Origin of the sequence: Pleomorphovibrio marinus (assembly GCF_003347495.1) — a bacterium.
Taxonomy (GTDB): Bacteria; Bacteroidota; Bacteroidia; order Cytophagales; family Cyclobacteriaceae; genus Pleomorphovibrio; species Pleomorphovibrio marinus.
The window spans coordinates 504,068-529,302 of the sequence record NZ_QCXY01000004.1 but is presented as its reverse complement, the minus strand read 5'-3'; the positions used below and the strand labels follow the sequence as shown (position 1 = coordinate 529,302).

Sequence of the window (25,235 nt, the reverse complement as noted above, 5' to 3'; positions counted from 1 at the left end):
TCCGCAGCCTGGCCGCCGCCGATGCACCGGAAATCTCAGGGATCACCGACTGCCCAACATAAGTGCCCGTTTTAATTTTAAAAGTAACAGGCCCTGAAACGCCTTCTGTTTCCAATGCCAGAATACCATCATTTAAAGTGGGAAAATCCCCACCAGACCCAATGGAATATTCTCCGGATAATTCCTGAAACGCAAAACCCTGGTAGATCAAGAAAAAAAAGGAAAAAGTCATCACCAATTTAGCAGAAAGGTTGTAAACAGTGCTTTTCATAAGTTTGGGGGTTTGTAAAGACAATCAAATGGTTGATTTACCAGATGTTTATTGGTCTGTTAGTAGAAACAATTTCCTTTGGAGCGATAAGATTGAAAACCAGCATAAATTCATGGGTCTGACCCAAGTACATTAGGCTTCTATTGGTTGGTACCTCATAAATGTACCCCATGCGCATACCGGGCCATAAAAAACCCATTTGTAGGTTATAAGCATATTGGTGCCTGTATCCTCCCCCCATCCATAACCTATCCATCATCACGGATTTGATGTTGAACTCTATATTATCAATTAAACTTTCCTCATGTCGGTAAAAAACATTTCCAATTAAGGAAAAATTATCATTCAGCCGTTCCCTGTAGCCAGCTTGAACCACATGAACCAAAGCTTGATTGTCCATGAAATTGTCCCCCCTGTAAAGCCTACCCCTATTTGCTTGTTGCACCCCGTAGGAAAAATAATAGCGAGAATGGGTAAGCGCTAAACCGATGTTGAAATCCAGGACTTGCAAATTGGCAAAACTTCCTTGGTATTGCATAATAACCGGATCCTGGGCAAATTCTCCGGTCAAATTGTTTCCATCAAGTCGGATCAATCGATGATTTACCCCGACTCCAAGCCGGAGATTGTGATTTGAGGAAATTCTAATTCTACTTGCATACCCATAAATTATTTCCGTTTCTAAAAATGCTCCATATCTGTTGTGCATTAAATTGATACTTGCCGCATTTTTTCCCAATAGTGCCGGATCCTCTACGCCCCTAAGCTCTGCGAAATCCAATTCCGAGCTCAGAAAAAAGGTTTTTGGGGCACCTTCTATACCTCCCCATTGATTCCTGACAAAACTCCTTACCGTACTACCTTCATACCCCGTTAAACCTGGATTAAAATAGCTTTGAAAATGGCTGAACTGGCTGATGAATTTTCTGGATTGGGCATAATTCTCAGTACAAACAATAAAAGATAACCAGAGAATTAAAGAAATGGACTTTTTCATAAAATTAAAAGAGAAAAAGATGGCATAAATGAATGTAAACAACTGAAGACTTACCTTTTAAAATAAGTACCAAATGCCCTGAGCAAAACCGATGTATTGAAACTACATAATACTGTGAAGCAAAAAAAAATGAAATGTACCATTGATACAGCTCTGAGGACAAATGCCTATGTCAAATGTATTCTGATAAATTCGTACAAAATTTCAAGATTAAAAAAAAGTGATTTAAACAATAAAATTTGTCATTTAAAACTTGCGGCAATCAAAAATGATTATTAAATTATAGATCATTTCTATTTAATAAAAAGAAAGGTTTGTCCTTTCTAAAGGGGTAAATTCTGCTTTATGGAATTATTTTTGGATTGTTTTTTTGTGAAAATTGCAATAATTAAAAAACAAATATCCGTTTTTAAGGAATCAGGATATTCCATAACCAAAGAAGCATTTCCTTTCCTTTGGGTAAATTTAGAGGGTAAATCCCTTCAAAGTTCAAAAAAGGGACGGGATATACCTCTTTTAAAAAGCAATGAAGCTGGGTTTTTGTTTAAAAAAAAATTACTACCAGGAAGGCCAAATCAATCATTTCGTAATTTTTGTGTTACTTTTTTTCATCCTTTAATATGTTGAATGTATGAGGCAACCTATTAAATCTATTCTTATAGATGATGAAAGACTTGTATTGGATAACTTTTGTTACCTCACAAAAAAAAACTACCCTGAGTTAATACATATAGAAATATACGAACAACCTACATTGTTTTTATCAGATTTCTTAAAAGGAAACATAAATATTGATTTGTTATTTATTGGTATTGATATGTATCCGTATTCTGGAATAGATTTACTGGAAAACATGGAGAAAAGTAATATCCCAATGGATTTCAATATTATTTTGCTTGGTGCTTTTGATCCTTTTTCAATGGATGTTTTCAAATACAATGGAATTGATTTTTTAGAAAAACCCATATCATCAGAATCCCTAGAAGAGATGATAAAAAACTGGCAGGCTCGACATAACAAAATCAATACTCCCCTTCAGTTCAAAATTATTCTTAACCATTATATTAGTAATAATAATACCGGACAAAAAAGAATTGCCATTCCCAATTCTGAGGGGTTTGAAATTCTAAAGGTTTCCAAAATTATTAGGTGTGAAGGCCAAAGAAATTATACCAAGATTATTTATAAAGGTAAGAAAGAAGGACTTATCGTCTCCAAAAACTTGAAGGAACTTGAGAATTTGTTGAAAAACGAGGGGTTTATCAGGGTGCATAATTCTTTCCTGATCAATCCAAAATTCATTGTGAAAATATTAAAATCCGACGGGGGATTATTGGAGATGACAGATGAGGCAAAAATCCGTATCACCAGAAATAGAGAGATGGTAATGAATTACTTTTTAAGGTATTAGTATTTTAAATTTCGAGGTTAGCAATCTGCTGAAGGTTTCGAACCTTTGTAGTCAGCAAAATGATTAAACGGAAGTATTTTTTCATTAATACCATGTCTCCAATTGAGCCAAATCTCACATTAATCAAAAAAAACATTACCCTCTGTGATTTGCTATGGTTTTGAAGTTGAAATCAGATGCACCATGAAAATTACTTAGTTGAGATAGAAAATTGCCCTAAAAACCCTACATTCAACTTTGAAAACATAGCGTAACCCAATACTCATGACCGAAAAAAAATACCTAATCTCGTTTTTTCTTGTTCTGTTTCTTGTCTACGTTTCCTGCGCCCAATCCCTCAACAACACTAAACACGATGGGTACAGGGGCATCTGGTTTACCTTGGGGCAGCAGAGTGATGATTATGAAGGGGACAAGTATTCGGGTGGGCTGGCATTTTGTTTCAGCCATACCCTAACGCCTATGGCTATTTATTCCCCTGAGGTAGATAAAACCTTTTTTGTTTATGGAGGCACCACCGAGGCCGACGACAACCATTTGTTGATCATGGCCTCCTTTTATGATCATGCCAAGCATCAGGTGCCCAGGCCAACCATTGTAAGGGATCAGTTGGGGGTGATAGACCCTCATGACAACCCCAGTATCAGCATAGATGAGGAGGGGTATGTTTGGGTATTTATTGCCGGGCGTGGCCGCAACCGACCAGGACAGATCTTTAAAGCCACCGCCCCGTATTCCGTGGAAGAGTTCAAGGAAATAATATCCAGAGAGCAAACCTATTCCCAAATTTGGAACCTCCCGGGCCAGGGATTTTTGCACCTTATGACCATGTATACCGCTGGCAGGGAACTGTATATGGAAACCAGCGAAAAAGGGGACGATTGGACAAGCCAACCGGACAAGGACCTGCAAAAGTTGGTGGGGTTTGGGGGACATTATCAAGTAAGCCGGTTGGATGAAAGCAAGCAAAAAGTGGGTTCCGCCTTCAACTACCACCCTGATGGATCCGTGGATAAGCGCACCAACGTGTACTATATGGAAACGAAGGATTTTGGGGAGACTTGGACCAACATCCACGGAGAGGAATTGTCCCTTCCCCTAGACCACCGGGATAATCCCGCCTTAGCAGTCGATTTCGAAGCCGAAGGCAGGCTGGCGTATATCACAAAGTTGCTTTTTGATAAGGACGGAAACCCAGTGGTTTTGGCAGTTACCAGTAATGGGTTTGCCCCTGGCCCGGAAAATGACCCTAGAAAATGGGAGATTATCCATTGGACAGGAAAAGAATGGGAAACGCGGGAGATTACCAGATCGGATCATAATTATGATATGGGCAGTCTCTATATCGATGGAGACAAATGGACACTGATCGGCCCTGCACTTCCGGGGCCCCAGCCTTATTATACAGGGGGAGAGGTAGGTAGATGGATTTCAGAAGATAATGGTAGGAATTGGGAATTTGGAGGCCCAGTCACCCAAAACAGCGAGAGAAATCACAGTTACCTGCGTCGTCCGCACAACCCCAAGGATCCGTTTTTTGGGATGTGGGCCGATGGGGACTCCAAGGAGTTTTCCATCTCCTATATCTATTTTACCAATTCCTCAGGATCAGAGGTGTATAGGCTGCCCTATAACATGGAGGAGGACCTTCAGGCACCTCAATTGGTACATTCTAAGTAAGTTTTTTTTTACCAGCATTATATTAGAGGTGAGCCCCAAAAACCCCTTTTTTGGCTTTCCTTAAAATCTTTTGTGTAGCAATTAGTCCGCGAATTTATATCAGTCTCAAATGGCATTATTTGGCTTTCAATACCATTGTATTTAAAAGAAAATTTCATATATTTGAAATGTATTTATGTAATTATCGGTAATTATATGTAATACAGAATTTAATTACAGTTAAATGCATTTTGTATTTAAGTTTTTGGTTTTTATGGTGTTGGTAGCGGGGTTAAATCGGACAGCTTTTTCCCAGAACCAAACCCATTTGCCGGATTTGAGGGGTTGTGGCCAGAGTTGTTCTTCTAATAACTTCGACATCCAAGATGTTTTTTTAAGTGACCAGTTCGGTACTCCTATTACCACCGACTTGTTGACCTGTGAGTCGGGTGAAGAGCAAATTGTTTATATAACTTTTGAATATTCCACCAATTCCAATAGTGCCGCTAATAATGGAAGGTTATTTGCAGATTTAGTGGTGGGAGAAGATGAACAATTTTTGAATTATTATTTTGGAACAATAGCATCCGCAAAAGATACTGTAAGAAAACTGACATTGAGCCAATTTCCTATGACCTGGGTCTGTGGAGAGGTAGTTTTGTTAAAGGATCCTACCTTGGCCTGGACTACGAGTGCTGGCAATGATCTTTCTGAGGATTATGAATGTGGTGATTATCCCAACGCCCAATGCCAGAAACAGACAACTATAGTTGTTGAAGCCCCTCTGGCCGTTCAGTTTGAGCATGAAGCGGCTTGTTTGGATAAGGGAACCAGTACCGTGAGTTTCGAAAGCACTACCAACGGAGGAAAGGAACCCTATACCTACAAATGGGAATTCACCAATGCCACCTACACTACTGCGCTGGTGGCAAACCCGGTGGTGGAATTTTCCGAGTCGGGTACCGCAAAGTTAACCGTTACCGATGCCAACAATACCCAAAACACCTATGAGAAAGTAATCAATATTCCCGTTGCCTATGAAATTACCGCGATCTCCACGGAGCAGACGGATGAGGAAAACCCGGATGGCACCATCGTATTGGAAATGGATCCCGCAGGTGACTATACTTTCGATTGGTCAGGGCCCAATGGTTTTTCCAGTGACCAAAAGGACCTAATTGGCCTGGAGGGGGGGATTTATGAAGTCTGGGTGACAGATGCTTTTGGTTGCAGCCAATGGATGGAAGTAGAGGTGGACTTGGCTGCTGCCTTGCCAGTAAAATGGGGTCCACTACAAGGTGAGCCAATTCCTGGATCAGGGGTTAATATTCAATGGGTAACTTACAAAGAGGTTCAAACCAGCCATTTTGAAATTGAGAGGTCTTTGAATCCACGGGAGGGTTTTGACAATATCGGAAGTATAATGGGAAGTGGATGGAGCAACAATGCAACAGAATATTCCTTTACGGACACCAACCTTCCTCAGAATATCAATTTGGGTTGGTTGTATTATAGAATAAAGGAGGTTTCTTTTATAGGTGAGGTGATGTACAGTGACCTGATCCGGGTACAAATTCACCAAACAGCAAGCCCCTCAAAAAGTTGGAAATTATTTCCTAACCCCTATGAATCTGATCTCCTTTGGTTGCAGGGGTATGGAGATAATGCCTACGAGGAAAGTGTCCAGGTAACAGTAATAAGCCCACACAAACAAGTTGAAATGGAGGCCAAAATAGTGGAAGGCAAAGCTTCCATAGGATCTCTATTGGAAGGATATTCCAAGGGAGTTTATATTGTAAGGGTATGTTCAGGGGGCAATTGTGAGCAGATGAAATTGATTAAGCATTAAATCCGAATACAAATTTTAACCACGAATTCACCCATTTCCATCTGTTCCTGCTTTTTTTACCGACATTACTCCATCAAATAAGTAAAAAGTGCAAGTAATTCTTGATCAGAGAGTCCCTCTAACAGCCGCTCAGGCATCGTGGACCTTTTTTCCAGTGCTCTATCTTTAACCTTTATTAGGCTCAACTGGAAACTTTTACCCCCATGGGGCGGGGCTAAGGTGAGCAAGTCACCTCTTTCATCCACGACTTTTCCCGAAAACACGGAACCGGATTTCATTTTTACCACCTGGGTTTCATACCCTTCACGAATATCGGCACTCGGATTCACAGTGTGTAAGAGCAAGTAGTCCAAGTCCCCTCTGTCATAACCGGTAAGTTCGGGTCCAATATCCCCTCCCTCCCCATGTAAAACATGACAGGCAGCACAGTTTTGCCGATAAATACTCTTGCCCAATATAGCATCCCCCTTTTCTCCTGCCATTATGTTTTTATAAGCCTTTATCCTTCTGTTCTTTTCTGCCTGACCCAAAGGAACAAATTCCGGCCAATTCTTGGTTACCTTTTCATGGATCACAGGATCGTCCAAATGGGTAAATTTAAGGGCCAGGTGAAGGGGGACATCCTCCTTGTGAATGGTTCTTTTATCCTCTAAGGCTTCAAAAAATGCGTATGCCCAATCTTTTCTTGTGGTAAATAAGGTAATCATGGCCTCCCTAATATAGCTATCGGCCCTTAGTTGTGGATAGGCATCGGCAATCGCCTCACCGATTTCCTTGTCGGCGTAGTAGGTAAGGGAATGAATGGCGGTTCGTTGCAGTGCTGCCGATGGGGACTTTAGAGAAACTTCTAACAGCAGCCCCTTTCCTTTCTCTTCAGGCAGATAAGCCAATTGCTCTAAAATTTGGTTTTTCTGCAACATGGAGGTGCCCTCATCCCTTAAAAGTTCCTCGGCCCGTTTGATGGCGGTACTCCCTTCTTCCATTCCAATAAATAAGGGATTAGCCTCAGCGCCAAACTTTTCAAAGGCATCCTTGAGATAGGAGGGAAGGGTAGAGGTGTCCTTTCCTCGCATCCCCTCCAAAATTCCATTTGTGACGCCTTGCCTATGTTCTTGTGTATTAAAATTTTCAAGAAGGGAAACTAGGGCCTTATAATGCTCTTTTTCTCCCTGCATAGCCCATTGCTGAGAGAGCCGTGGAAGAAGGGTTTGTTCTACGATAGGATGGTCCCTGACTTTAGGATCCAAAATAAAAGTCAAGGTAGCGGTAATATCCTGCCGGGCTTGGGCAGAAAGTGCCCACCAATATTGTAGGGGTAAATCAGGATCCTTGGCATCTTCGTCGCCATGTTCAAGAAGGCGAGCCATTATGGGTAGGGCATGTTCTGCTGGAATCCTTTTGCAGGTGGAAAGGATCTGGCTCCTCACTTCGGAATGTGTTTCTTTTTCAAGCAGTTGAATTACAAGTGAAGCTGTTTCTGCACTCAAAGTCTTCTCATCGCCAAGTAAGCGAATTGTCCACTTTCTCACCATAGGGTTGGTATGGGCCAATCCTGTTTTTAGGGTTTCCGTTGATAAACCGTTTATCTGGTAAATGGTCCACAATGCCTCCAATGCGGTCTGACCTTTTTGTGTTTTCAATAGGCCCGATAATTCCGGCAGCACAGCCATGTCCCTACGATCACCTAATAACCTCAATGCCTGTTGCCTTTGCCACTTGTTGGGATGGGACAAGTATTCCACTAAGGCCAAGGAGGAAAGCTGGGATAGGTCAACTTTTGCCTTGTTAGTATCATTTCCCCGGGCTGAAATCCTGTAAATCCTTCCGCTCTCCTTATGCCAGGTATCCCGGGGGTCCACGTGGGAGAGCCGGCTATCGTACCAATCACTAATATATATAGCCCCATCCGGACCTACCTTGATGTCAATAGGCCGAAACCATTTATCCGTACTGCCAAGGATTACCTCCTCATCGATATTTTTAAAACTGGAGCCCCAAGTCTCAAACCGACTTAACTGTATGTAACCATGCAACGGATTTACGGAAAACATCTTGCCCTGATAATGCTGGGGCAGGGAATGGCCCTCATACTTGACTAAACCATGGGTAAAACGCTTCTTTTCCCCTTCCAAGGGCATATTCTCAAGATATCCAAAAGCAAAAGGGTTGGTTAGTGGGCCGTGTTTGCCCCAGCTTTTTATATAATATGCCCCTTGTTTATAGTAGGGTCCCCTGCCATATCCGTTTGAACCAGAATAAAGACGGCCTTCACTGTCAAACTCTATGCTGAAGGGGTTATTTCCTCCTCCCTCTGCAAAAATCTCGAAACTTTTACGTTCCGGGTGATACCGCCAAATGGCCTGACCGGTAAAAGACAAGTCTTTGGTGTTGGCTGTAGTGATACTTGCAGTGGTGGTGCTCCCGTTCACCCCATATAGCCATCCATCAGGTCCCCAATGCAGGCTGTTGGCTACCGAGTGGGTATCCTCCAATCCAAAGCCATTCACACAAACCTCGGGATCCCCATCAGGTATGCCATCGTCGTTCCTGTCCGGATAGGCCAATAAATAGGGAGGGTTGAGCACCCATATTTTACCTCTCCCCAAGGCAACAGAGGTGGCAATGTTCAATCCTGCTATGGCATCGGTAGCCTTGTCGTAGTACCCGTCCCCATTCGTATCTTCAAAAAAGGTGATTTTATCCGCGCCCTTCACTCCCGACGGTGGAGCCTCAGGGATCTTATCAAATTTCACCCGGTTATGGTTGTCAATGGCAGTGATTTTAACCCCCTCCGGATAGGGATATTGGTTGTATTGCACTACCCAAAGTCTTCCTTTGTGGTCAAATTGAATTTCCAATGGCTGCTGGATGTCCGGTTCTGAAAGCACAAGGCTTATCTCTAGGTCCTTTGCGAAACTAAAGGAAGCTAAAGTGGCCTCCGGAGTGGAAGGCTGGGAGGAAGGGTCCGTAAGATCTCCTCTGCCTTCAAAGGAACGGATATAGTCAGCAACCTCAGGGGAAGCCGCATATCGGTCGGCCTCTGATTGTTCCGCTTCCTTTTGGCACCCCGTCATTAGCAGAAGCGAAAAGCAGGTAAATTTTAAAACAAAACCTTGAAAACGAGTAATCGGCATCATTATAGGGTAAATGTAAAAGGTATTAAGTAATAATTTCTTCCATTGCTATAATTTTAAAACCTTTTGGCTGAAAAAATAAAAAACCTAAATTTGTCTTAAACCCAACTAGACATGCGAAAAACAATTTATTTGATTTGCCTTTTTTTAGGGCTTCCACTTTTGCTGAGTGCCCAGGACAAGGAATGGCAACCCAAAACAGAAAGGATACTCTCCATTTTTGCCGCTGATGTAAATGCTGAAAAACCTCTCCCTGAATATCCTAGGCCCCAAATGAAAAGGGAAAACTGGGTAAATCTAAATGGCTTATGGGATTATGCCATAACCTCCAAAGGCACGGAGGCCCCAAGTACCTTTGACGGTAAGATTCTGGTCCCCTTTGCCGTGGAGTCTGCCCTTTCCGGAGTAGGAAAGTCGGTAGGGAAAGACCAGGAACTCTGGTACAAAACCACTTTTGAGGTGGACAGAGCCATGCGCAGAGGCAGCTTGTTGCTGCATTTTGGTGCGGTGGATTGGGAGGCGGAGGTTTTCCTCAACGGCACCTCTGTAGGTGTACACCACGGAGGATATGACCCCTTTAGCTTTGAGGTGAAGGAGCATTTGACCTCCGGAAGAAGCCAGGAGTTAATGGTCAGAGTCTGGGATCCTACAGATGATGGGCCACAGCCAAGGGGTAAGCAGGTAAACGAACCAAGGGGCATTTGGTACACTCCTGTGACCGGTATTTGGCAGACCGTATGGCTTGAGCCCGTGGCTGCTAACCATATTTCGGAACTTAAAAACACCCCGGATTTTGACAGTAATGCCATCAAGGTGACGGCCAAGGTAAATGGACAAGGTTCCAATCTAGGACTAAAGGTAGTTGCTAAGGATAATGGGCAAGTCGTAAGTGAGGGAGAGGGCAAACCCGGGGAAGAAATCACCCTTACCTTTGCCCAGCCCAAACATTGGTCTCCGGATAATCCCTTCCTTTACGATATTGAGGTAAGCCTGGTGGAAGGTAGGAGAACTGTGGACAAGGTGGACACTTATTCTGCCTTGAGAAAAATTAGCATGGAAGCCGATGCAGAAGGCACTCAGCGTATGCTTTTGAACGGGGAATTTTTATTTCAATATGGCCCTCTGGATCAAGGATGGTGGCCAGATGGTCTTTATACCGCTCCTACTGATGAAGCTTTGCTTTTTGACATCCTGAAAACCAAGGAAATGGGCTTTAACATGATCCGGAAACACGTGAAGGTGGAACCTGCCAGATGGTATTACCACTGTGATAAAGAGGGGATGTTGGTATGGCAGGATATGCCTAGCGGTGATATGGGTAATACCTGGGAAACCCGGCCTGGGGTGTATGGAAGGGGTAGCGAAAAGGACAGGACTCCCGATTCAGAAGAGATATTCCGAAGGGAATGGAAAGCCATTATGGACGCCAATTACAACTTTCCCTCCATCGTGGTATGGGTGCCATTTAACGAGGCCTGGGGGCAATTTAAAACGGAGGAGATAGTGGAATGGACGCAGGCCCACGATCCTACAAGGCTGGTGAATTCCGCCAGTGGAGGCAATTTTACAACTGCCGGTGAAATAATGGACCTACACAATTACCCGGACCCGGTAATGCCTGACCCAAGGATTTGGGGCCAGCATCAGATTTTGGTGCTAGGCGAGTACGGGGGGCTTGGCCTTCCCGTAGAAGGGCATACCTGGCAAGAAAAGGATAATTGGGGTTACCAAAGTTTTGAGGATAAAGAGGCGTTGGCCAAACGCTATGAAAAACTGATAGATGATTTGGTGCCATTTATCGATAAAGGGCTTTCTGCAGCGGTTTACACCCAGACTACCGATGTGGAGGTGGAGGTAAACGGGCTTATGACTTACGATAGAGAGGTGATCAAACTCGACCCTACATTTTTAAAAAATCTGCATGATAAACTTTATAGAGAAACCATCCAGCGATAAGATGAAGAAATCATTGATAGTACTCACATGCCTCGCCTTCGCCTGCGGTGGAGGAGAGACCCAACAAACCGAAGAAAAAGAACCAGAGATGCATAGTAAAATGGAGGTTGCCAAATTCCAAAAATCCCACGAAGATGGAGAAATTGATTTTTATATCCTGAAAAACAAGAATGGCCTGGAAATGACGGTCTCCAATTTCGGGGGCAGGGTAGTGGAGCTTTTCACACCGGACCGGGAAGGAAATTTCGCTGACGTCGTACTGGGTTATGAAAGCCTGGATGACTACCTAAATCATCCAAATAGTTTTTTCGGAGCGCCCATAGGTAGATATGGCAATAGGATTGCCAATGCCCAGTTTACCCTAGATGGCCAAACCTTTCAACTCGAAGCAAACAACGGCCCCAATAACCTGCATGGTTATCCTGCCGGATACCACAAGGAAGTTTGGGAGGTGCTGGAGTCTTCCGATCAGCATATCAAAATGAAACTCGTCTCGCCGGACGGTCACGGCGGTTTCCCTGGGGAGCTAACGGTGGTTATGACCTATTCACTCAGCGATGACAATGCCTTCAAAATCGAATATGAGGCAGAAACCGACCAACCCACTATTGTAAACCTTACCCAACACTCTTTTTTCAATTTGAACGGACACGGGGAAGGTAATGTACATAACCATGAGTTGACACTAAATGCAGATCACTATACACCCGTAAACGAAGTACTAATTCCAACAGGAGAAATTGCCCCTGTAGAAGGTACGCCCATGGACTTTACCACTCCGCATCTGGTCGGAGAGAGGATTGACGAGGATTTTGAGCAATTGAAAATAGCAGGTGGGTATGATCACAACTGGGTGTTGAATCACGACAACTACCCATCAGGTGAAATAAAGGCGGCCAAAGTGAAAGTACCGGAGAATGGAAGAGTAATGGAGGTATTTACTACTCAACCCGGGGTGCAGGTGTACACGGGAAACTTCATGGATGGAAAGTCCAAGTCCAAGGAAGGCAAAACCTATGGGAAGCGTAGTGCGATTTGCCTGGAGACCCAGCATTTTCCAGATAGCCCCAATCAACCCGAATTTCCTTCAGTGGTCTTGCGACCAGGAGAAAAATACGAACATAGCTGTACCTATAAATTTTCAGTAGAATAACTAGACCCAAAGTCATGAAGCCTTATACCCAATACCTTACTCTCGGACTCTTGTCAATGGTTTTTCTAACCGCTTGTGATCCTGACACAGAAAAGAAAGAAGAGGAAAAAGAAATTCAGGCCCTTCAGTTACATATAGATAGGGATCACGAACTCATGAATATCCTTTTTCCGGAGGGTACCGATTTGCAGGTGTTGGGAGAGGGCTTTGAGTGGACAGAGGGTCCTTTGTGGTTGGAAGAAGAAGGGAAGTTGTTGTTTTCTGATATTCCCAACAATGCGGTGTTGCAATGGTCCGAGGGGCAGGGGGTTTCCAGTTATTTGAAACCCGCAGGATATACAGGGGATACCCCCAGAGGAGGGGAGTCAGGGTCCAATGGCCTGCTTTTAAGTCCGGATGGGGAGTTGGTGCTCTGTCAGCATGGGGATAGAAGAATGGCTGCCATGAAGGCTCCTCTGGATCAGCCTGAGGCGAAGTTTGAAACCATTGTCGGAACCTATGAGGGAAAGAGATTCAACAGCCCCAATGATGCGGTTTATGACCTTTCGGGAAACCTGTATTTCACCGACCCTGCCTATGGACTGGAAGAAAGGATGGACGACCCAAAAAAAGAGCTGGATTTTCAGGGGGTTTATAGGTATAATGCAGAGGAGGATGAACTACTTCTTTTGGTAGATTCTATTTCCAGACCCAACGGTATCGCCTTCCTTCCCGGGGAAAATGCCCTGATCATTGCCAATTCCGACCCTGAAAAACCCGTTTGGTACATCTACAGCGTGCTGGAGCAGGGAAGAAGCCTTGCCAATGGGCAGATTTTTTTCGATGCCAATGAAGCATTTAAAGAGGATGAAGGACTGCCGGATGGGCTTAAGATTACCAAAAATGGAATAGTGATGGCTACCGGTCCCGGCGGGATCTGGGTCTTTGATGCACATGGGGAAAAGCTAGGGAGGTTAAAAGTGAATGACTTGGTCTCCAACGTGGCTTTGGACGAAAAAGGTGGTTTCCTCTATGCTACTGCCAATAGCCAATTGATCCGCATCCCCTTTCAACTCCCTTCAGAAGAGTGAAATAGGTAAATAAACTTTATACCATTCATCAACGTCCAAATCGGTCTCCAACCCCGGCAGGGGTGGCATTATTATAGAAATCCAAGGTTAAGAAACGAAGGCCAACCCCAGCGGGGTGATATTTTAGCCGCTTTGGTCTGACCACCGACATCTCCGATCCCCCGCCTGTCCAATCCCAGGCTTATTGTTCTCTTTCAATAATCACCCTTCTATAGGTAGTAAGAGAGGGCTCACCGCTGTCCTTTACCTCTAGGACTATATGTATATCATCACCAGTCCAATCCTGCGGAATGGCTACTTTTATTACATTATTGGAAGGGTCATTGATACTGATTTCCCCACTATAGCTATCGGCCTGTTCATACCTGAACCAATTGAACGTAAGGTTGTCCCCATCTGGGTCAGAAGAGGCAGAAGCATCCAGGGATATAGTCTCCCCGGGATTGGCAGTTAGGTGCATTATTTTATTGGACTTGTCGGAATTTATAGCCGCAATTGGCTCACGGTTTACCTCATTGGGCTCTTTTACGGACCATAATAAACGGTTCTTAAAGCTGTTTGAGGCTGCTGGAACCCATCGGGAAAGCTCACTTTGATCTACACCGCAGGTAGCATAGTAATTGTCATGGAAACTGCCACCCATAGGTTTAAAAAGGCTACCCCAACTTCCCTGGGTGGGATCTAGAGGGTCGTTTAGCCCGAAAACCGAACTCAGCAGATACAGGTAGGAGGGGGTATCCCCTTCACCACCATCATCGTAGATTTCCGACATAGGGCCATGACCATTGGCTTCCTTGGGTGTCATGGGCTTTTGCCAGTCCGGGTCTTTGCTCCATACGTAATGCCAAAAATGCCCATTGTCATACAATACCCTGCCCAATGCTACAGGGTCCTCCCCATAAGTGGGAATTGCTGTACCAAAATCTGCACACGTTTCCTCCTGCATTTTGGCGAAGTCGGCAAAAAACTCAAAGGAGATGTCCTGAAAGAGGATGCCGAACAAATGGATTTTTGGAAGCAATTGCCCGAACTTTTCTTCCCCGTGTTTTTCACGGAAGCGGTGCAGGGCCTGTACCAGGGTGATGGTGCCTCCCCAAGCCTGTACGAAGATGGGGCGTTCATCCTCCTTTTCGAATACTTCTACCAAAAAGTCACTCCCCTCAGAGTCTTTGGGCTCATCGTGAGGAGTCATTCCTTCCCCTATCCAATCATGATAATACACCGAATCCCAGGAACTAGTCACTGAGCGGTCCGCAATTTGTCCGGAAAACTCAAGGGTATTGGTAAGCCAGATAATGGGTAAGGCACCACGTCCCTGTTTGGTGACCGCCATCAACTCTTCATAGTCTGGCAAATCCGTATCGTGTTTTCGTAATTGGGGCAATTCCTCCTTGTATGCATCCAGGATGGACATGGCTTTTTCCCAAGGACCCGTATCATCATGGTTGAAGTCCGGCAACTGATTGGTCACGATCATGGCTTCCAAGTCAAAATAAGACGAATAGTATAAATACCTGATCAGGGAGTTGCCGTCGTCATGGGTCATGTCGGTCAAGATAACTGTACGAATCTTTTCCTGGGAAGCGGTAGGTTGTTCCTCCGAGTTTGGTGCCCGGCAAGCTCCAAGAATTAAAATCATCGCAGTCAGAAGAAGTAACAGTTTATGCATCCTGATTGGTTTTATGATAGCTCCTATGCATCAAAACTACATTTAGTTCCTGTTATACCCTTCATTTTTATTTGAAATTTCTGCCCATAAACCTATATGGGCTAGAAAGGTTCTCTTTTACGGTATTTCATTGGATACCAACCCTGGGGGATCACTTTTTGGAAAAATAAAAAATCTAAAAGCCTTAAAAGCAATTAGATTTCGTCCGGTTCCCGCTCATGCCATTCCGGGCCAATTAGCTGCAACTTGTTGGATATGGGTTCGTAGCGATAAGACAGATCCATTCTTTCGGGGGCTTCCTCATGGATGTTTAAACAGGCATTAAAGTGTACCAATCGGAACCCTACCTGGATATGACCTTCTGTTTCCGATGCCCGTTCCGGGGTGTTCAGTAGCTGAACCTTCTCCACCACCGCACCCTCCGGCCTAAAATAGTAGGAAAGAAAGATTTCTATTTCTCTGCTTTGGGTGTCGAAAATATGCTGAAGCAGGCTTTCGATATCCCTTGTGGCTGAATGGCAATTAAAAGTCCAACTTTCTTTCATGTGTTTAAATTTTCTTTTCAGCGGCCATATAGCCTGCCCCTGCCTGCCCCGAACTCGCTTCGGGGAACTTGTTTCGGGGGAATCTCGCCATGATAATCATCCCGGTGTGTGACGTGCTCGTCATGCCCTGACTGCCGTCAGGACAGGCTCGATTTCGCCTCGTTCGTCAATGCTTGTTGTCGATTCCTTTGTTGAGGGAGATGGACAGTTTCTGCAAAATCTCCCTTTCGTCTCTGATTACCTCGGAGGTTGATGGACTGCACACTAAGTACAGTCAATAGATTCAACACCTAAAATAAACAAAATTCCATCGAGATGAAAATGTGACAGTTTTTGGAACATATGTGCAAGAGTAAGATGGATTGATTTGGTAACTTCATGGTAAGATAATGCAACCCTACACCTTAATTTTAATAGCCATGATACGAGTTACAGTTGCCTACCCAAATTCCGATAATGCCGAATTCGATATGGATTACTATGTAAACAAGCATGTACCCTTGGTGAGAGAAAGACTTAGCCCAATGGGATTAAAGGAGATCGTTATTGAGCAGGGCCTCTCCGGCATGGAACCCAATAGCGCTCCCCCTTTTGTAGTCATTGGCAGCTTGACCTTTGAGGACCAAGAATCCATGCAATCAGCCTTGGCAACCCATGCAGAGGAACTTATTGCCGATATTGCCAATTTCTCCAATATTCAGCCCCAAATGCTAATCAGTAATTTATTTAATACTGTGGAAGCCTAGGTAAATACGGTTAGGCGTTTTAGGGATTGAATAGGTGTCTGAAAGGGAAGGAAATGCCAAATAAATACCATAGGGTGAAAAATCGGGAATGTCATTTACCAATGGTGAAGTAATTCCAGAAAAGAGTTGTGCCCGCCAAGTATTATTTACTTAGTTGATCATGGAGGTTTTTCATATCAGTCAATCGGTGACCGGAGATTATTTTCCCCTCTTTGAGGGTAAAAATAAAAATCTCGTGAATTTCTAATAGATTATTGGAGGCAGGATATCCCCAAAACTCACTTTTATGGGTACCAGTTGTTTTAGAATGGGCGACTACTTTATCCCCTTCTGCCACTAGGTGCTCCAGTTGGAAATGAATATCTGGAAAAGCCTCAAACAGATAAGGAAGAAAGTTCTTAAGCGGTTCTGTTCCTCTTCCTTCTTTACCACCTGCATCAAGTAATACGGAAAGATAAGCAACATCGAAAAGCTCATCCACCAACTCCACCTTTCTTTGGTTGACTGCTTCCTCAAAGTATTTTTTAACTACGGCTTTGTTTGTTTCAATTTGTTCAGATTGCGCGATAGAAGCGGTTATTATCGCTCCGGAGAAGATAAAACCTACTAATGTGGTATGGAACAGTTTATTCATTTTAGCTACTTTTAAATGGACGTTCATTGGACAAACGTTTAGATATCCCGTAATTAAATTGATTGAAATCTAGGAATAATTAGCCCTACATGGTTAGCACAAATGGTTCAAATATTGAAATGATTGTTTCAAAAATAAAGGCTTTGTAATCGAACTCCGATTGTCTTGGATATTTTCGATTAATGCTAGTGCGGATTTCGGTCAAAGTCGCTTAATCCGATTTATTTAAAATTGTCCAGTATTCGCATTTTAACTTTACTTCAATGTTAAAAAATACAGTTCCACGGTTTTTGTTCAAATCCCTGTTTGGTATGGTTTCAGTAAAAGTAGTCTCCCGCAAATCCCGCGGATAGCCGCAGAGGATTAAATTTTTTTTCACCACTCAATGCCCTCAATCCCTTAATGTCCTTAATGTTTTTTTCCTTACCTGACCCTAAATGTTATTTTCCCCCTCATACTATCTCTCTCCAGACTCTTTCCCTCAATGCCGGCACCACTTCTTCCTCAAACCAGGGGTTTCGCTTTTGCCATAGCTTGTTGCGGGGGGAGGGGTGGACCAATGGGAGGAAATCGGGGAGATAGTTGTGGAAATTCCTGACGGTCTCTGTTAAATTTTTCTGTCTCTGAGGACCTAAATAATAAGCCTGGGCATATTGCCCGATCAAAAGGGTGAGGCGCACATTCGGCATGTGCCTGCGTAGCTGCTCATGCCAGGTGGGTGCGCAGATGGGCATGGGAGGGAGGTCCCCTCCCTTTCCCCTTCCTGGATAACAAAAGCCCATAGGGACGATTCCAAAAATTTTCTCCGTATAAAAAAGGGAAGGTTCCACACCCATCCACCTCCTTAGCTCCTTTCCGCTGGCATCGTCCCAGGGCACTCCGGAAGCATGAACCTTGGTACCAGGAGCCTGTCCCACCACAAGGATTTTACTGTCCCGGTGTGCCCGCAATACCGGTCTGGGACCCAATGGAAGCTCCTCTTCGCATATACGGCAATTTCTTATTTCTTCCAGCAGTTTTTCCATTATGCCCCAAAAAAAGCAAGCCCTGCGCCAATTTCAACTTTTATGGGCTGAATTTTCCTTTATCTTTGTCCCTTTCATCAACCTTACCATTTTTTGGAGACCAAAACTACCGCCCCTGTTATAGATGTTATTATTCCCGCATTCAATGAAGAGAATGCCGTAGGAAAGGTTATTGGAGATATTCCCCCAATGGTGAGGCATATTGTTGTGGTGAACAATAATTCCAGGGACTCCACCGAGGAAGTGGCTCGTGCTGCAGGGGCCATAGTGCTGGACGAAAGAAGACAGGGATATGGCTATGCCTGTCTGAAGGGAATGGAATACCTGATGAACGACCCACCGGAAATCCTGGTATTTATCGATGCCGACTACAGCGACTATCCAGAGCAGCTCCCCACCTTGGTGCAGCCTATCCTGGACGGACATGCTGACCTGGTGATAGGGAGCAGGGCACTAGGAGTCAAGGAAAAAGGAAGCATGACCCTTCCGCAGCGCTTTGGCAACTGGCTGGCCACAAGGTTGCTGCATAAGTTTTATGGCCAAGCCTTCACCGATTTGGGACCCTTTCGAGCCATAAAGTGGCAGCGGCTGATGCCACTCGACATGCAGGACAAAACCTACGGATGGACCGTGGAAATGCAGATTAAGGCGGCCAAAGCAGGACTTAAATGCGTGGAGGTGCCCGTGAATTACCGAAACCGCATAGGGGTTTCTAAAGTCAGTGGCACCATTAAGGGCGTTATAGGCGCAGGGTACAAAATCCTGTGGACCCTTTGGAAATACCGCTAAACCTCATCCGCACTTGGGCCGTAGGACCCGGGAATGGGCACATCCAACAATCTTAGATACACCCCAAGCTGCGCTCTGTGATGAATGATTTGGCTCACAGCCATCCGTAAAACCTCCCATTTCGGTTCCTGGGAGTAAATAATTTCCCCTTCCCGGAGCGTCCAAAGCTTTTCCAGGTCACTAGGTTTTGCCCTTTCCAGATCCTTGAGCCCTTTTTCCAAGGTCTTTTCGAAAAATTCCAATAAAGTAGAGGTACTGGCATTTTTCTGAGGTTGATAGGGATTAGTGGCGAAGTCCAACTCCTCATGGTCTATGGTATAGGCAAACCAGCTAGGCAATTCCGCAATATGGTTGGCCAAGGTCATGATGTCCATGCTTTTTGGGTGGGGCTTCCAGGCAAATTTGTCCTCAGGGATAATGGAGAGAAATTGCCTGGTGATGGGTGCCTCTTTTTGAAGTTCTTTCTTTAGTGTTGTTAGGAAATCCATGTTTTCTTTGTTTGTTGAGACCGCAAATTACCTCGGTAGAATGACAAAGGTATGTCAGCAAGCATAGAATTCTTTCGGAGGAATTAAAAATTACACTTACTATTTTCCCCCTCCTGTTTTAGGATGGGGATAAAAGGGGGTGGTATAAATAGATGGAGAAAACGGATTAAACCTGATAGGTACCAGGGCACATCCCACTGTGTGTTCCTTGCGTCATGCCTGACTGCCGTCCAGGCAGGCTCGATTTCATCTAACGAACGCTTGCCTATTCCCTGGAATTTCGAATCCTTGGTTTCCGGCACCTAAATCAGGGCCTTACAATGAAAAAAAATTGTAATTTTACGAAAAAGCAGCTATGACATTCGAAAAAACATACGACATTCAAAAGGATAATCAAATAGTGATCAAATTACCTGAAAGCTTTAAATCAAAAAAACGGGTTAAGGTCATTATTGAGGATGTGGATGAAAGCAGGGAGGAGAAGATTAAACTGCTTAAAAAAGCCTCCAAAGACCCATTGTTTCATTCAGATATAGATGAGATTACTTCGGTTTTTGAGGATTCTGATCGTGAATTACAATGAAATTTACGAAATGGAGTATATGGAGGGCAAACCTTGATCCTGTAATCAGGTCGGAGCAGGGAAAGACCCGACCTGTATTGATTATTAGTGAGGACGATATTAATGAATTATTGAATATCGTCAACATAATTCCTATTACTTCAAGAAAGCCTGATCGCACCATTTATCCAAATGAGGTCTTATTATTGGCTGGAAAACACGGCCTTGAAAATGAGCCAATAGCATTATGTCATCAAATCCGGACAATTGATAAAAAGCGTTTATCAACTAAGTCCGTCACAATGACAAAGCCCTGTTCATGTTTGATCTGCTTAAGCAGTTCAGACAGCGATAGGTACAGATCCGCTTCGGTTTCTTCCCTAAAAAAAGCTTCTTCTTCCAGGATATTTCTCCTTCTACCTTAGACAGGTTTAGGTTTCCTTTCTGCAATCGGGTAATAGGGTAACCCGTAGGCTAAAAGTAGCTCATAGATAAACGTGTCCTTTGATAAGGACTTTATCAGCTGTTGAAGGTTGGATCCAATCTGGGTGATGTTCATTTAGGTTGTATTGTTGAGGGGTAAGGTGCTGATTACGGTTGTAATTTAGTAAAAGTAGGGGGAAAAACGTGTATCTGGACTGCGATGGGAAATTCAAATTGGATCAGATAATGTAATCCGTTCATGTCGGAATTATTAAGGGCAGTGATTATAAAAATATTTTCAGAAGAATTAACAAGCTGGTTTTAGCAATTCTGTGTATGTGATAAATGGATCCGAATTGCCTGCTGTTGGTGTATAAAATTACAGAAAACTTTATATTTGTAGCTATGAGGCTGGATGAATCAAAAATAGAAAGCATCAAAGCATACTTAAAAACCCGACCAGTTTTGAAGGCATACCTGTTCGGTTCCTATGCACGAGGCCATGCAGACCAGCATAGCGATATAGATATTTTAGTTGATTTGGATTACACGAAAAAGATTGGTTTGGAATTCATTCAGATGCAAATTGATCTCGAAAAGATATTGAATAAGAAGGTCGATTTGGTTTCTTCAAACGGCTTGTCAAAGTATGTCAAACCTTACGTAGATCGTGAAAAAGAACTGATTTATGCGAAATAGGATAGGAGACAACGCTCGTTTGAATCACATCCTTGATGCAATTTCTGAAATAGAAACATATTTACAAAATGCGGATTATGAGATGTTCTTGAAGCATTCAATGATGCGATTTGCGTGTATCAAGCAATTGGAGATCATAGGTGAAGCGAGCGTTCACATTTCTGAAGAAATCAAAATAAAATTCCGGGAGATTGAGTGGGGTCAGATAAAAGGTATGCGAAATAGCTATGTTCACGAGTATTTTGGGATTGATTTAAAACTGGTTTGGGAAATTATCAACGATGATCTGCCTCAATTGAAGGCTAGCATTGCGAACATACTTGCATTTCTCTCCGAAAACCAAGACTTATAACCCTTTGCGACTTTGCGCAATCGTCTCTTAAGATATTTCATACGGAACAATAAACCATTCCCGGGGAATGTACCGCCTACCCTTTTCATCAAAGACACCAATCTTCAGGCAGGAGAACCCAAAAAAGTTGTGGATCAATTGCTCGAATTTCTTAAAAAGCGTAGTATGCAATCATTTTTCGGAAGGGCACGATTTTGAGCCGCCGCCGTTTACTACTATAAGCATCTAAGAGGACTGTTTACCTAATCCAACTTCAACGAGCTGCGGCCCAGTTACCCCAAGATCCCCACCAACGGCCGGGTAGGGATCGGCAATCGGACCACCAATGGCTATGCGCTAAGCAACGGGGAGGGCTTGTACCTGATGTTTATTCCCAAAGACAGCGAGCGGGTCAATGCAGTGCTTCCCAAGACGGCCAGTGGAAAGATGAAGATCACCTGGTTCAATATATTTACTGGCGAGTAGCGGGAGCAGGGCAGCAGGAACTGGTCCGGCTGGATGGAAGGGATCAGGCCCTGGCAGAACACCGATTCGGTAGTGATTGTGGAGGAGGGGTGATTGTTTATTGGAGTAGGATTATTTTGTGGTGGAAGCCATAAAGAACTGACATTAGAATTTATTCCTTTTTTATTATATTTAATTTTAAAGGTTCAAGTTACTGGAAATCTGGTTCTTGATCTGGATTTTGACAATGTGTAAACCTTCCTATGGTGAGAAGTTCAAAAATTCAATCGAACTTTGGGTTGGTATTAGGAAGAAAGTGGGCATTAATCGGAATGAGCTTTATTTTGATGCTTTTTATCGGGCAATCCGCTATTGCGTTGGTGATGAAAAAAGGAGATAGATACGGAGAACGTCGTAGGTAATGATGCATCACTACTATAATTTGTAATGTCATCCTAATAGTAGTGAGTCCTTTGGAATTTGGTGTGAAAATTTTTAGGCAATAAAATATGATAAGGCATTATGAAATCGAGCCTGTCCTGACGGCAGTCAGGGCATGACGAACACGTCACACACCGGAATGATTATGGTTGCGAGATTCCATCTGACCGCTGAAAAAAAAATTATAAACAGATGAAAAAACATGAATCCCAGGATTATAACTTTATCCAACAAGAGCTTGAACTTCATGATGCAGCTATGGAATCTACGAGTTGTGGTATCTCTATTTCGGATGCACGTAAACCGGATATGCCGTTGATTTATGTGAACCGGGCATTTTGTGAAATGAGTGGTTATCTGGAGGAAGAAGTTGTGGGCAAGAACTGTCGATTCCTTCAGGGTGAAGATCGTGATCAGAACGCCAGGTATATTATTCGGGAGGCCCTTGATTCAGGTAACCACTGCCAGGTACTGATAAAAAATTTCCGTAAAGACGGCACTTTTTTCTGGAATGACTTAATCATTTCTCCGATTCGAGACAAAGAGGGCCAATTAACTCATTTTGTTGGGGTTCAAAACGATGTAACAGACCGGGAGGAGGCACGCCGGGAAACCGCCGCAAAACAGATTGAGCTGGAAAAGACCCTGGAGACGCTAAAGGAAACGCAATCAATGCTGATTCATTCCGAGAAGATGAACGCATTAGGGCAGATGGTGGCCGGGGTTGCACACGAAATAAATAATCCAGTGGCTTTTACTGCAAGTAATATGCATGCGCTCAAACAGATGGCTGAAGATCTGAAAGGTGCGTATGAGCAATTAATCACTGCGGTTGAAACCTCCGGCAATGAGGATTTGAAAGCAATGGCTAAGAAACTTAGCCAAGAGGCAGATGTCGACTTTATCTCGGAGGATCTTGATGACCTAATTAACAGTTCAATCGATGGGTTGAAGAGAGTCAAGGGTATTGTCGGGAACCTGCGTAATTTCTCCCGGCTGGACGAAGCAGAAGAGAAGGTTGCATCAATGAAAGAGTGCATCGAAAGTACGCTGAAGATCGCAGGGGCCTCTGCTAAGAACCGGTTGGTGATAGACTGCCAGCTTAACGATCTCTCCCCAATTAAATGCCGCCCGTCGGAATTGAATCAGGTTTTCCTAAACCTGATCTTAAATGCAGCTCAGGCGGTGAAAAAGGACGGCCGTCTCGAAATTAAAGGTTCAGAAACGACTGATGCGTTGATCTTAACGTTTACGGACAATGGTATCGGGATGGATGCGGCTACTCAAGAGAAAATCTTCAATCCTTTTTTCACGACAAAGCCAGTGGGCGAAGGGACTGGTCTGGGACTGTCGGTTGCCTACAAGATTATTACAGATGGACATAAGGGAAAAATTACAGTTGACAGCAAAGTTGGAAAAGGAACCTCGTTCACAATCAGTTTGCCTAAAAAAGCACGAACTCATGAATGAAAATAGCCATGAAGTAGATAAGAATAGTGAGAACGACAACAACTTACTTATCATCGACGATGAACCTTCGATACTCAGTTCATTGAGGCGGCAATTTCGCAGAAATTACCAGGTTCATATCGCCAACAGTGCGGAGGAAGGACTCGAATTGATGAAAGTTCATCCAATTCAGGTCATTATTTCCGATCAGCGGATGCCGGGCATGAACGGTTCAGCGTTTTTTAATGAAGTAAAAAATGACTATCCGGAGGCCATTCGCCTTTTGTTGACTGGATATGCCGATATCCAGTCAGTAATTGAAGCCATAAATGAGGGGAATATCTTTCGATATATTTCCAAGCCCTGGGATCCTCTTGAGCTTGATACAATCGTTCGCGAAGCCTTTGAGCGACACAACTTAATTATTCGTAATAAAGAGCTTGTGAACCAGTTGCAGGCAGCAAACAAGGATCTCGAAAACCGGGTCAAAGCACGCACCATTGAACTGACTAAGCTCAACAAGGAGAAGGACCATATGATTGGTATGGTGGCTCATGATCTCAGAGGGCCCCTTGGAACCATCAAGATGTGCCATGATGTGATTGCCGAAGATTCGACTGATACTGCAACAAGGAAAGAGTTTCTTAAACTTATAGATGAGCTAGCTGAGAAATCACTGCGGTTGATTGACGATCTGCTTGATGTTTCTGCAATCGAGACGGGGCAGCTTGTTCTTGAGAAAAAAGGAGTGCCTTTAAAACGATTTCTTGACAAGGTGATACGGTTGAACCGGCGGTCTGCGGAGAAGAAAGACATTCTGCTTGAATTGCAATTCGATGGTCCGGATTCGTGGACCTTTGACCCACAACGGGTTGAACAGGTTCTGGATAATTTGCTAAGCAATGCAATCAAGTATTCGCATAGGGATACAAAGGTGCGATTAGTGGTCGAATTGGAGGAAGGTCAGCTATACTTCAGCGTTTTCGATCAGGGCCAGGGTATTCGAGAAGGCGACATGGACAAACTTTTCTCTGCTTTTCAAAAAACGAGTACCTTGCCAACCGGATCGGAAAAAAGTAATGGGTTAGGACTTTCTATTTGCAAACGAATCGTAGAGTTGCACGGGGGAAATATTCATGCGCAGAGCAAATTTGGCGAAGGTTCATGTTTCAGCTTTTATTTGCCCGAAGACAATTCGGCAATCTAATTTTCAAGTTTGATGGATTGGTTTAAATTCAACAACTAATCGATTTGCCTGTCCTTGGAAAAGAATCGTTGCTGGGAGAAACTCAGCAGGGCATCTAATCCGGTAAATAAGAACCGGGCTGCCTTAGAAATATTGGAATACCAGACCCGCCAACCGGAATTTGGCCACCTCATCATTTTCATTGTGGTAGCGGTACTTGGCATCGCAGTAGCGTTACTCCACGGCATCATGGAGTCCTTTCCTTTTGGCTCTTTTTTCTGAA

The 25,235-nt window shown here is 43.8% G+C and carries 25 protein-coding genes; 17 read left to right on the top strand and 8 right to left on the bottom strand.

The genetic code is table 11. The annotated features are described in order from the left end of the window. Both DB520_RS13775 and DB520_RS13770 read right to left on the bottom strand, forming a co-directional pair. Positions 1 to 271, bottom strand: a 271-nt coding sequence (locus DB520_RS13775) for a hypothetical protein (RefSeq protein ID WP_157972079.1), incomplete at its 3' end; no start/stop codon positions are given. Between the two features lie 37 nt (positions 272 to 308). Next, positions 309 to 1,268, bottom strand: a complete 960-nt coding sequence (locus DB520_RS13770) for a PorP/SprF family type IX secretion system membrane protein (protein ID WP_114750321.1) — start codon at positions 1,266 to 1,268, stop codon at positions 309 to 311. Positions 1,269 to 1,613: 345 nt separating this feature from the next. Between DB520_RS13770 and DB520_RS13765 the strand changes: the two genes are divergently transcribed. From DB520_RS13765 to DB520_RS13750, 4 genes are all read left to right on the top strand, one after another. Then, complete coding sequence (locus tag DB520_RS13765) at positions 1,614 to 1,895, top strand: hypothetical protein (RefSeq protein WP_114750273.1); 282 nt, start codon at positions 1,614 to 1,616, stop codon at positions 1,893 to 1,895. A gap of 4 nt (positions 1,896 to 1,899) precedes the next feature. Then, positions 1,900 to 2,679, top strand: coding sequence for a LytR/AlgR family response regulator transcription factor (locus DB520_RS13760; RefSeq protein ID WP_114750272.1), 780 nt, complete (start codon positions 1,900 to 1,902; stop codon positions 2,677 to 2,679). Positions 2,680 to 2,943: 264 nt separating this feature from the next. Then, complete coding sequence (locus tag DB520_RS13755; protein ID WP_114750271.1) at positions 2,944 to 4,359, top strand: BNR-4 repeat-containing protein; 1,416 nt, start codon at positions 2,944 to 2,946, stop codon at positions 4,357 to 4,359. Positions 4,360 to 4,582: 223 nt separating this feature from the next. Then, the gene (locus DB520_RS13750) at positions 4,583 to 6,187 is read left to right on the top strand and encodes a hypothetical protein (protein ID WP_114750270.1); all 1,605 of its coding nucleotides are present in this window, start codon (positions 4,583 to 4,585) and stop codon (positions 6,185 to 6,187) included. A 65-nt stretch (positions 6,188 to 6,252) separates the two neighbouring features. Here the strand turns inward: DB520_RS13750 and DB520_RS13745 are convergent, their stop codons facing one another. Beyond that, positions 6,253 to 9,261 (bottom strand): DUF7133 domain-containing protein, encoded by a 3,009-nt coding sequence (locus DB520_RS13745; protein ID WP_232834972.1) that lies wholly within the window; start codon positions 9,259 to 9,261, stop codon positions 6,253 to 6,255. Between the two features lie 174 nt (positions 9,262 to 9,435). On the opposite strand from DB520_RS13745, the gene DB520_RS13740 reads away from it, so the two are divergent. The 3 genes from DB520_RS13740 to DB520_RS13730 are packed head-to-tail and all read left to right on the top strand — an operon-like array spanning position 9,436 to position 13,500. Then, complete coding sequence (locus tag DB520_RS13740; RefSeq protein ID WP_114750268.1) at positions 9,436 to 11,277, top strand: glycoside hydrolase family 2 protein; 1,842 nt, start codon at positions 9,436 to 9,438, stop codon at positions 11,275 to 11,277. 1 nt (position 11,278) lies between these two features. Next, positions 11,279 to 12,430: an aldose epimerase family protein gene (locus tag DB520_RS13735; protein ID WP_114750267.1), complete on the top strand. Its 1,152-nt coding sequence runs from the start codon at positions 11,279 to 11,281 to the stop codon at positions 12,428 to 12,430. Positions 12,431 to 12,444: 14 nt separating this feature from the next. Further along, complete coding sequence (locus DB520_RS13730) at positions 12,445 to 13,500, top strand: SMP-30/gluconolactonase/LRE family protein (RefSeq protein ID WP_232834971.1); 1,056 nt, start codon at positions 12,445 to 12,447, stop codon at positions 13,498 to 13,500. A gap of 181 nt (positions 13,501 to 13,681) precedes the next feature. On the opposite strand, the gene DB520_RS13725 is transcribed toward DB520_RS13730, so the two are convergent. Beyond that, positions 13,682 to 15,169: a DUF1593 domain-containing protein gene (locus DB520_RS13725; RefSeq protein ID WP_114750266.1), complete on the bottom strand. Its 1,488-nt coding sequence runs from the start codon at positions 15,167 to 15,169 to the stop codon at positions 13,682 to 13,684. A gap of 194 nt (positions 15,170 to 15,363) precedes the next feature. Next, complete coding sequence (locus DB520_RS13720; protein WP_114750265.1) at positions 15,364 to 15,714, bottom strand: hypothetical protein; 351 nt, start codon at positions 15,712 to 15,714, stop codon at positions 15,364 to 15,366. Positions 15,715 to 16,133: 419 nt separating this feature from the next. Between DB520_RS13720 and DB520_RS13715 the strand changes: the two genes are divergently transcribed. Further along, positions 16,134 to 16,460, top strand: coding sequence for an EthD family reductase (locus tag DB520_RS13715; protein ID WP_114750319.1), 327 nt, complete (start codon positions 16,134 to 16,136; stop codon positions 16,458 to 16,460). A gap of 142 nt (positions 16,461 to 16,602) precedes the next feature. On the opposite strand, the gene DB520_RS13710 is transcribed toward DB520_RS13715, so the two are convergent. Next, positions 16,603 to 17,094: an ester cyclase gene (locus DB520_RS13710; protein ID WP_157972078.1), complete on the bottom strand. Its 492-nt coding sequence runs from the start codon at positions 17,092 to 17,094 to the stop codon at positions 16,603 to 16,605. A gap of 452 nt (positions 17,095 to 17,546) precedes the next feature. Next, positions 17,547 to 18,119 (bottom strand): uracil-DNA glycosylase family protein, encoded by a 573-nt coding sequence (locus DB520_RS13705; protein ID WP_114750263.1) that lies wholly within the window; start codon positions 18,117 to 18,119, stop codon positions 17,547 to 17,549. Positions 18,120 to 18,212: 93 nt separating this feature from the next. Here DB520_RS13705 and DB520_RS13700 point away from each other — a divergent pair, with 93 nt between their 5' ends. Continuing rightward, entirely contained in the window at positions 18,213 to 18,908 is a 696-nt protein-coding gene (locus tag DB520_RS13700) for a glycosyltransferase family 2 protein (protein WP_114750262.1), read from the top strand. On the opposite strand, the gene DB520_RS13695 is transcribed toward DB520_RS13700, so the two are convergent. Continuing rightward, a complete protein-coding gene (locus DB520_RS13695; protein ID WP_114750261.1) occupies positions 18,905 to 19,396 on the bottom strand; it encodes a DinB family protein in 492 nt (163 codons plus the stop codon). The genes DB520_RS13700 and DB520_RS13695 overlap by 4 nt on opposite strands. Before the next feature lie 355 nt (positions 19,397 to 19,751). Here DB520_RS13695 and DB520_RS13685 point away from each other — a divergent pair, with 355 nt between their 5' ends. The 8 genes from DB520_RS13685 to DB520_RS13655 all read left to right on the top strand — a co-directional run bounded on the left by DB520_RS13685 (position 19,752) and on the right by DB520_RS13655 (position 25,234). Next, complete coding sequence (locus DB520_RS13685; RefSeq protein WP_114750259.1) at positions 19,752 to 19,979, top strand: hypothetical protein; 228 nt, start codon at positions 19,752 to 19,754, stop codon at positions 19,977 to 19,979. Then, positions 19,976 to 20,383: a type II toxin-antitoxin system PemK/MazF family toxin gene (locus DB520_RS13680; RefSeq protein WP_198675337.1), complete on the top strand. Its 408-nt coding sequence runs from the start codon at positions 19,976 to 19,978 to the stop codon at positions 20,381 to 20,383. Before DB520_RS13685 ends, DB520_RS13680 begins: the two co-directional genes overlap by 4 nt. Positions 20,384 to 20,786: 403 nt before the next feature. After that, positions 20,787 to 21,080 carry a nucleotidyltransferase family protein gene (locus tag DB520_RS13675; RefSeq protein ID WP_114750318.1) on the top strand — a complete coding sequence of 98 codons (294 nt, stop codon included), beginning with the start codon at positions 20,787 to 20,789 and terminating at the stop codon, positions 21,078 to 21,080. Continuing rightward, entirely contained in the window at positions 21,070 to 21,432 is a 363-nt protein-coding gene (locus DB520_RS13670; protein ID WP_114750258.1) for a HepT-like ribonuclease domain-containing protein, read from the top strand. The genes DB520_RS13675 and DB520_RS13670 overlap by 11 nt, the downstream gene beginning before the upstream one ends. A 710-nt stretch (positions 21,433 to 22,142) precedes the next feature. Next, positions 22,143 to 22,298: a hypothetical protein gene (locus DB520_RS27265; protein ID WP_232834970.1), complete on the top strand. Its 156-nt coding sequence runs from the start codon at positions 22,143 to 22,145 to the stop codon at positions 22,296 to 22,298. 211 nt (positions 22,299 to 22,509) lie between these two features. Next, entirely contained in the window at positions 22,510 to 23,787 is a 1,278-nt protein-coding gene (locus tag DB520_RS13665) for a PAS domain-containing sensor histidine kinase (RefSeq protein WP_114750257.1), read from the top strand. Continuing rightward, entirely contained in the window at positions 23,780 to 24,973 is a 1,194-nt protein-coding gene (locus DB520_RS13660; protein WP_198675336.1) for a hybrid sensor histidine kinase/response regulator, read from the top strand. Before DB520_RS13665 ends, DB520_RS13660 begins: the two co-directional genes overlap by 8 nt. A gap of 54 nt (positions 24,974 to 25,027) precedes the next feature. Continuing rightward, positions 25,028 to 25,234 carry a hypothetical protein gene (locus DB520_RS13655; RefSeq protein ID WP_114750255.1) on the top strand — a complete coding sequence of 69 codons (207 nt, stop codon included), beginning with the start codon at positions 25,028 to 25,030 and terminating at the stop codon, positions 25,232 to 25,234. The last annotated feature ends 1 nt before the right edge of the window (position 25,235 follow it).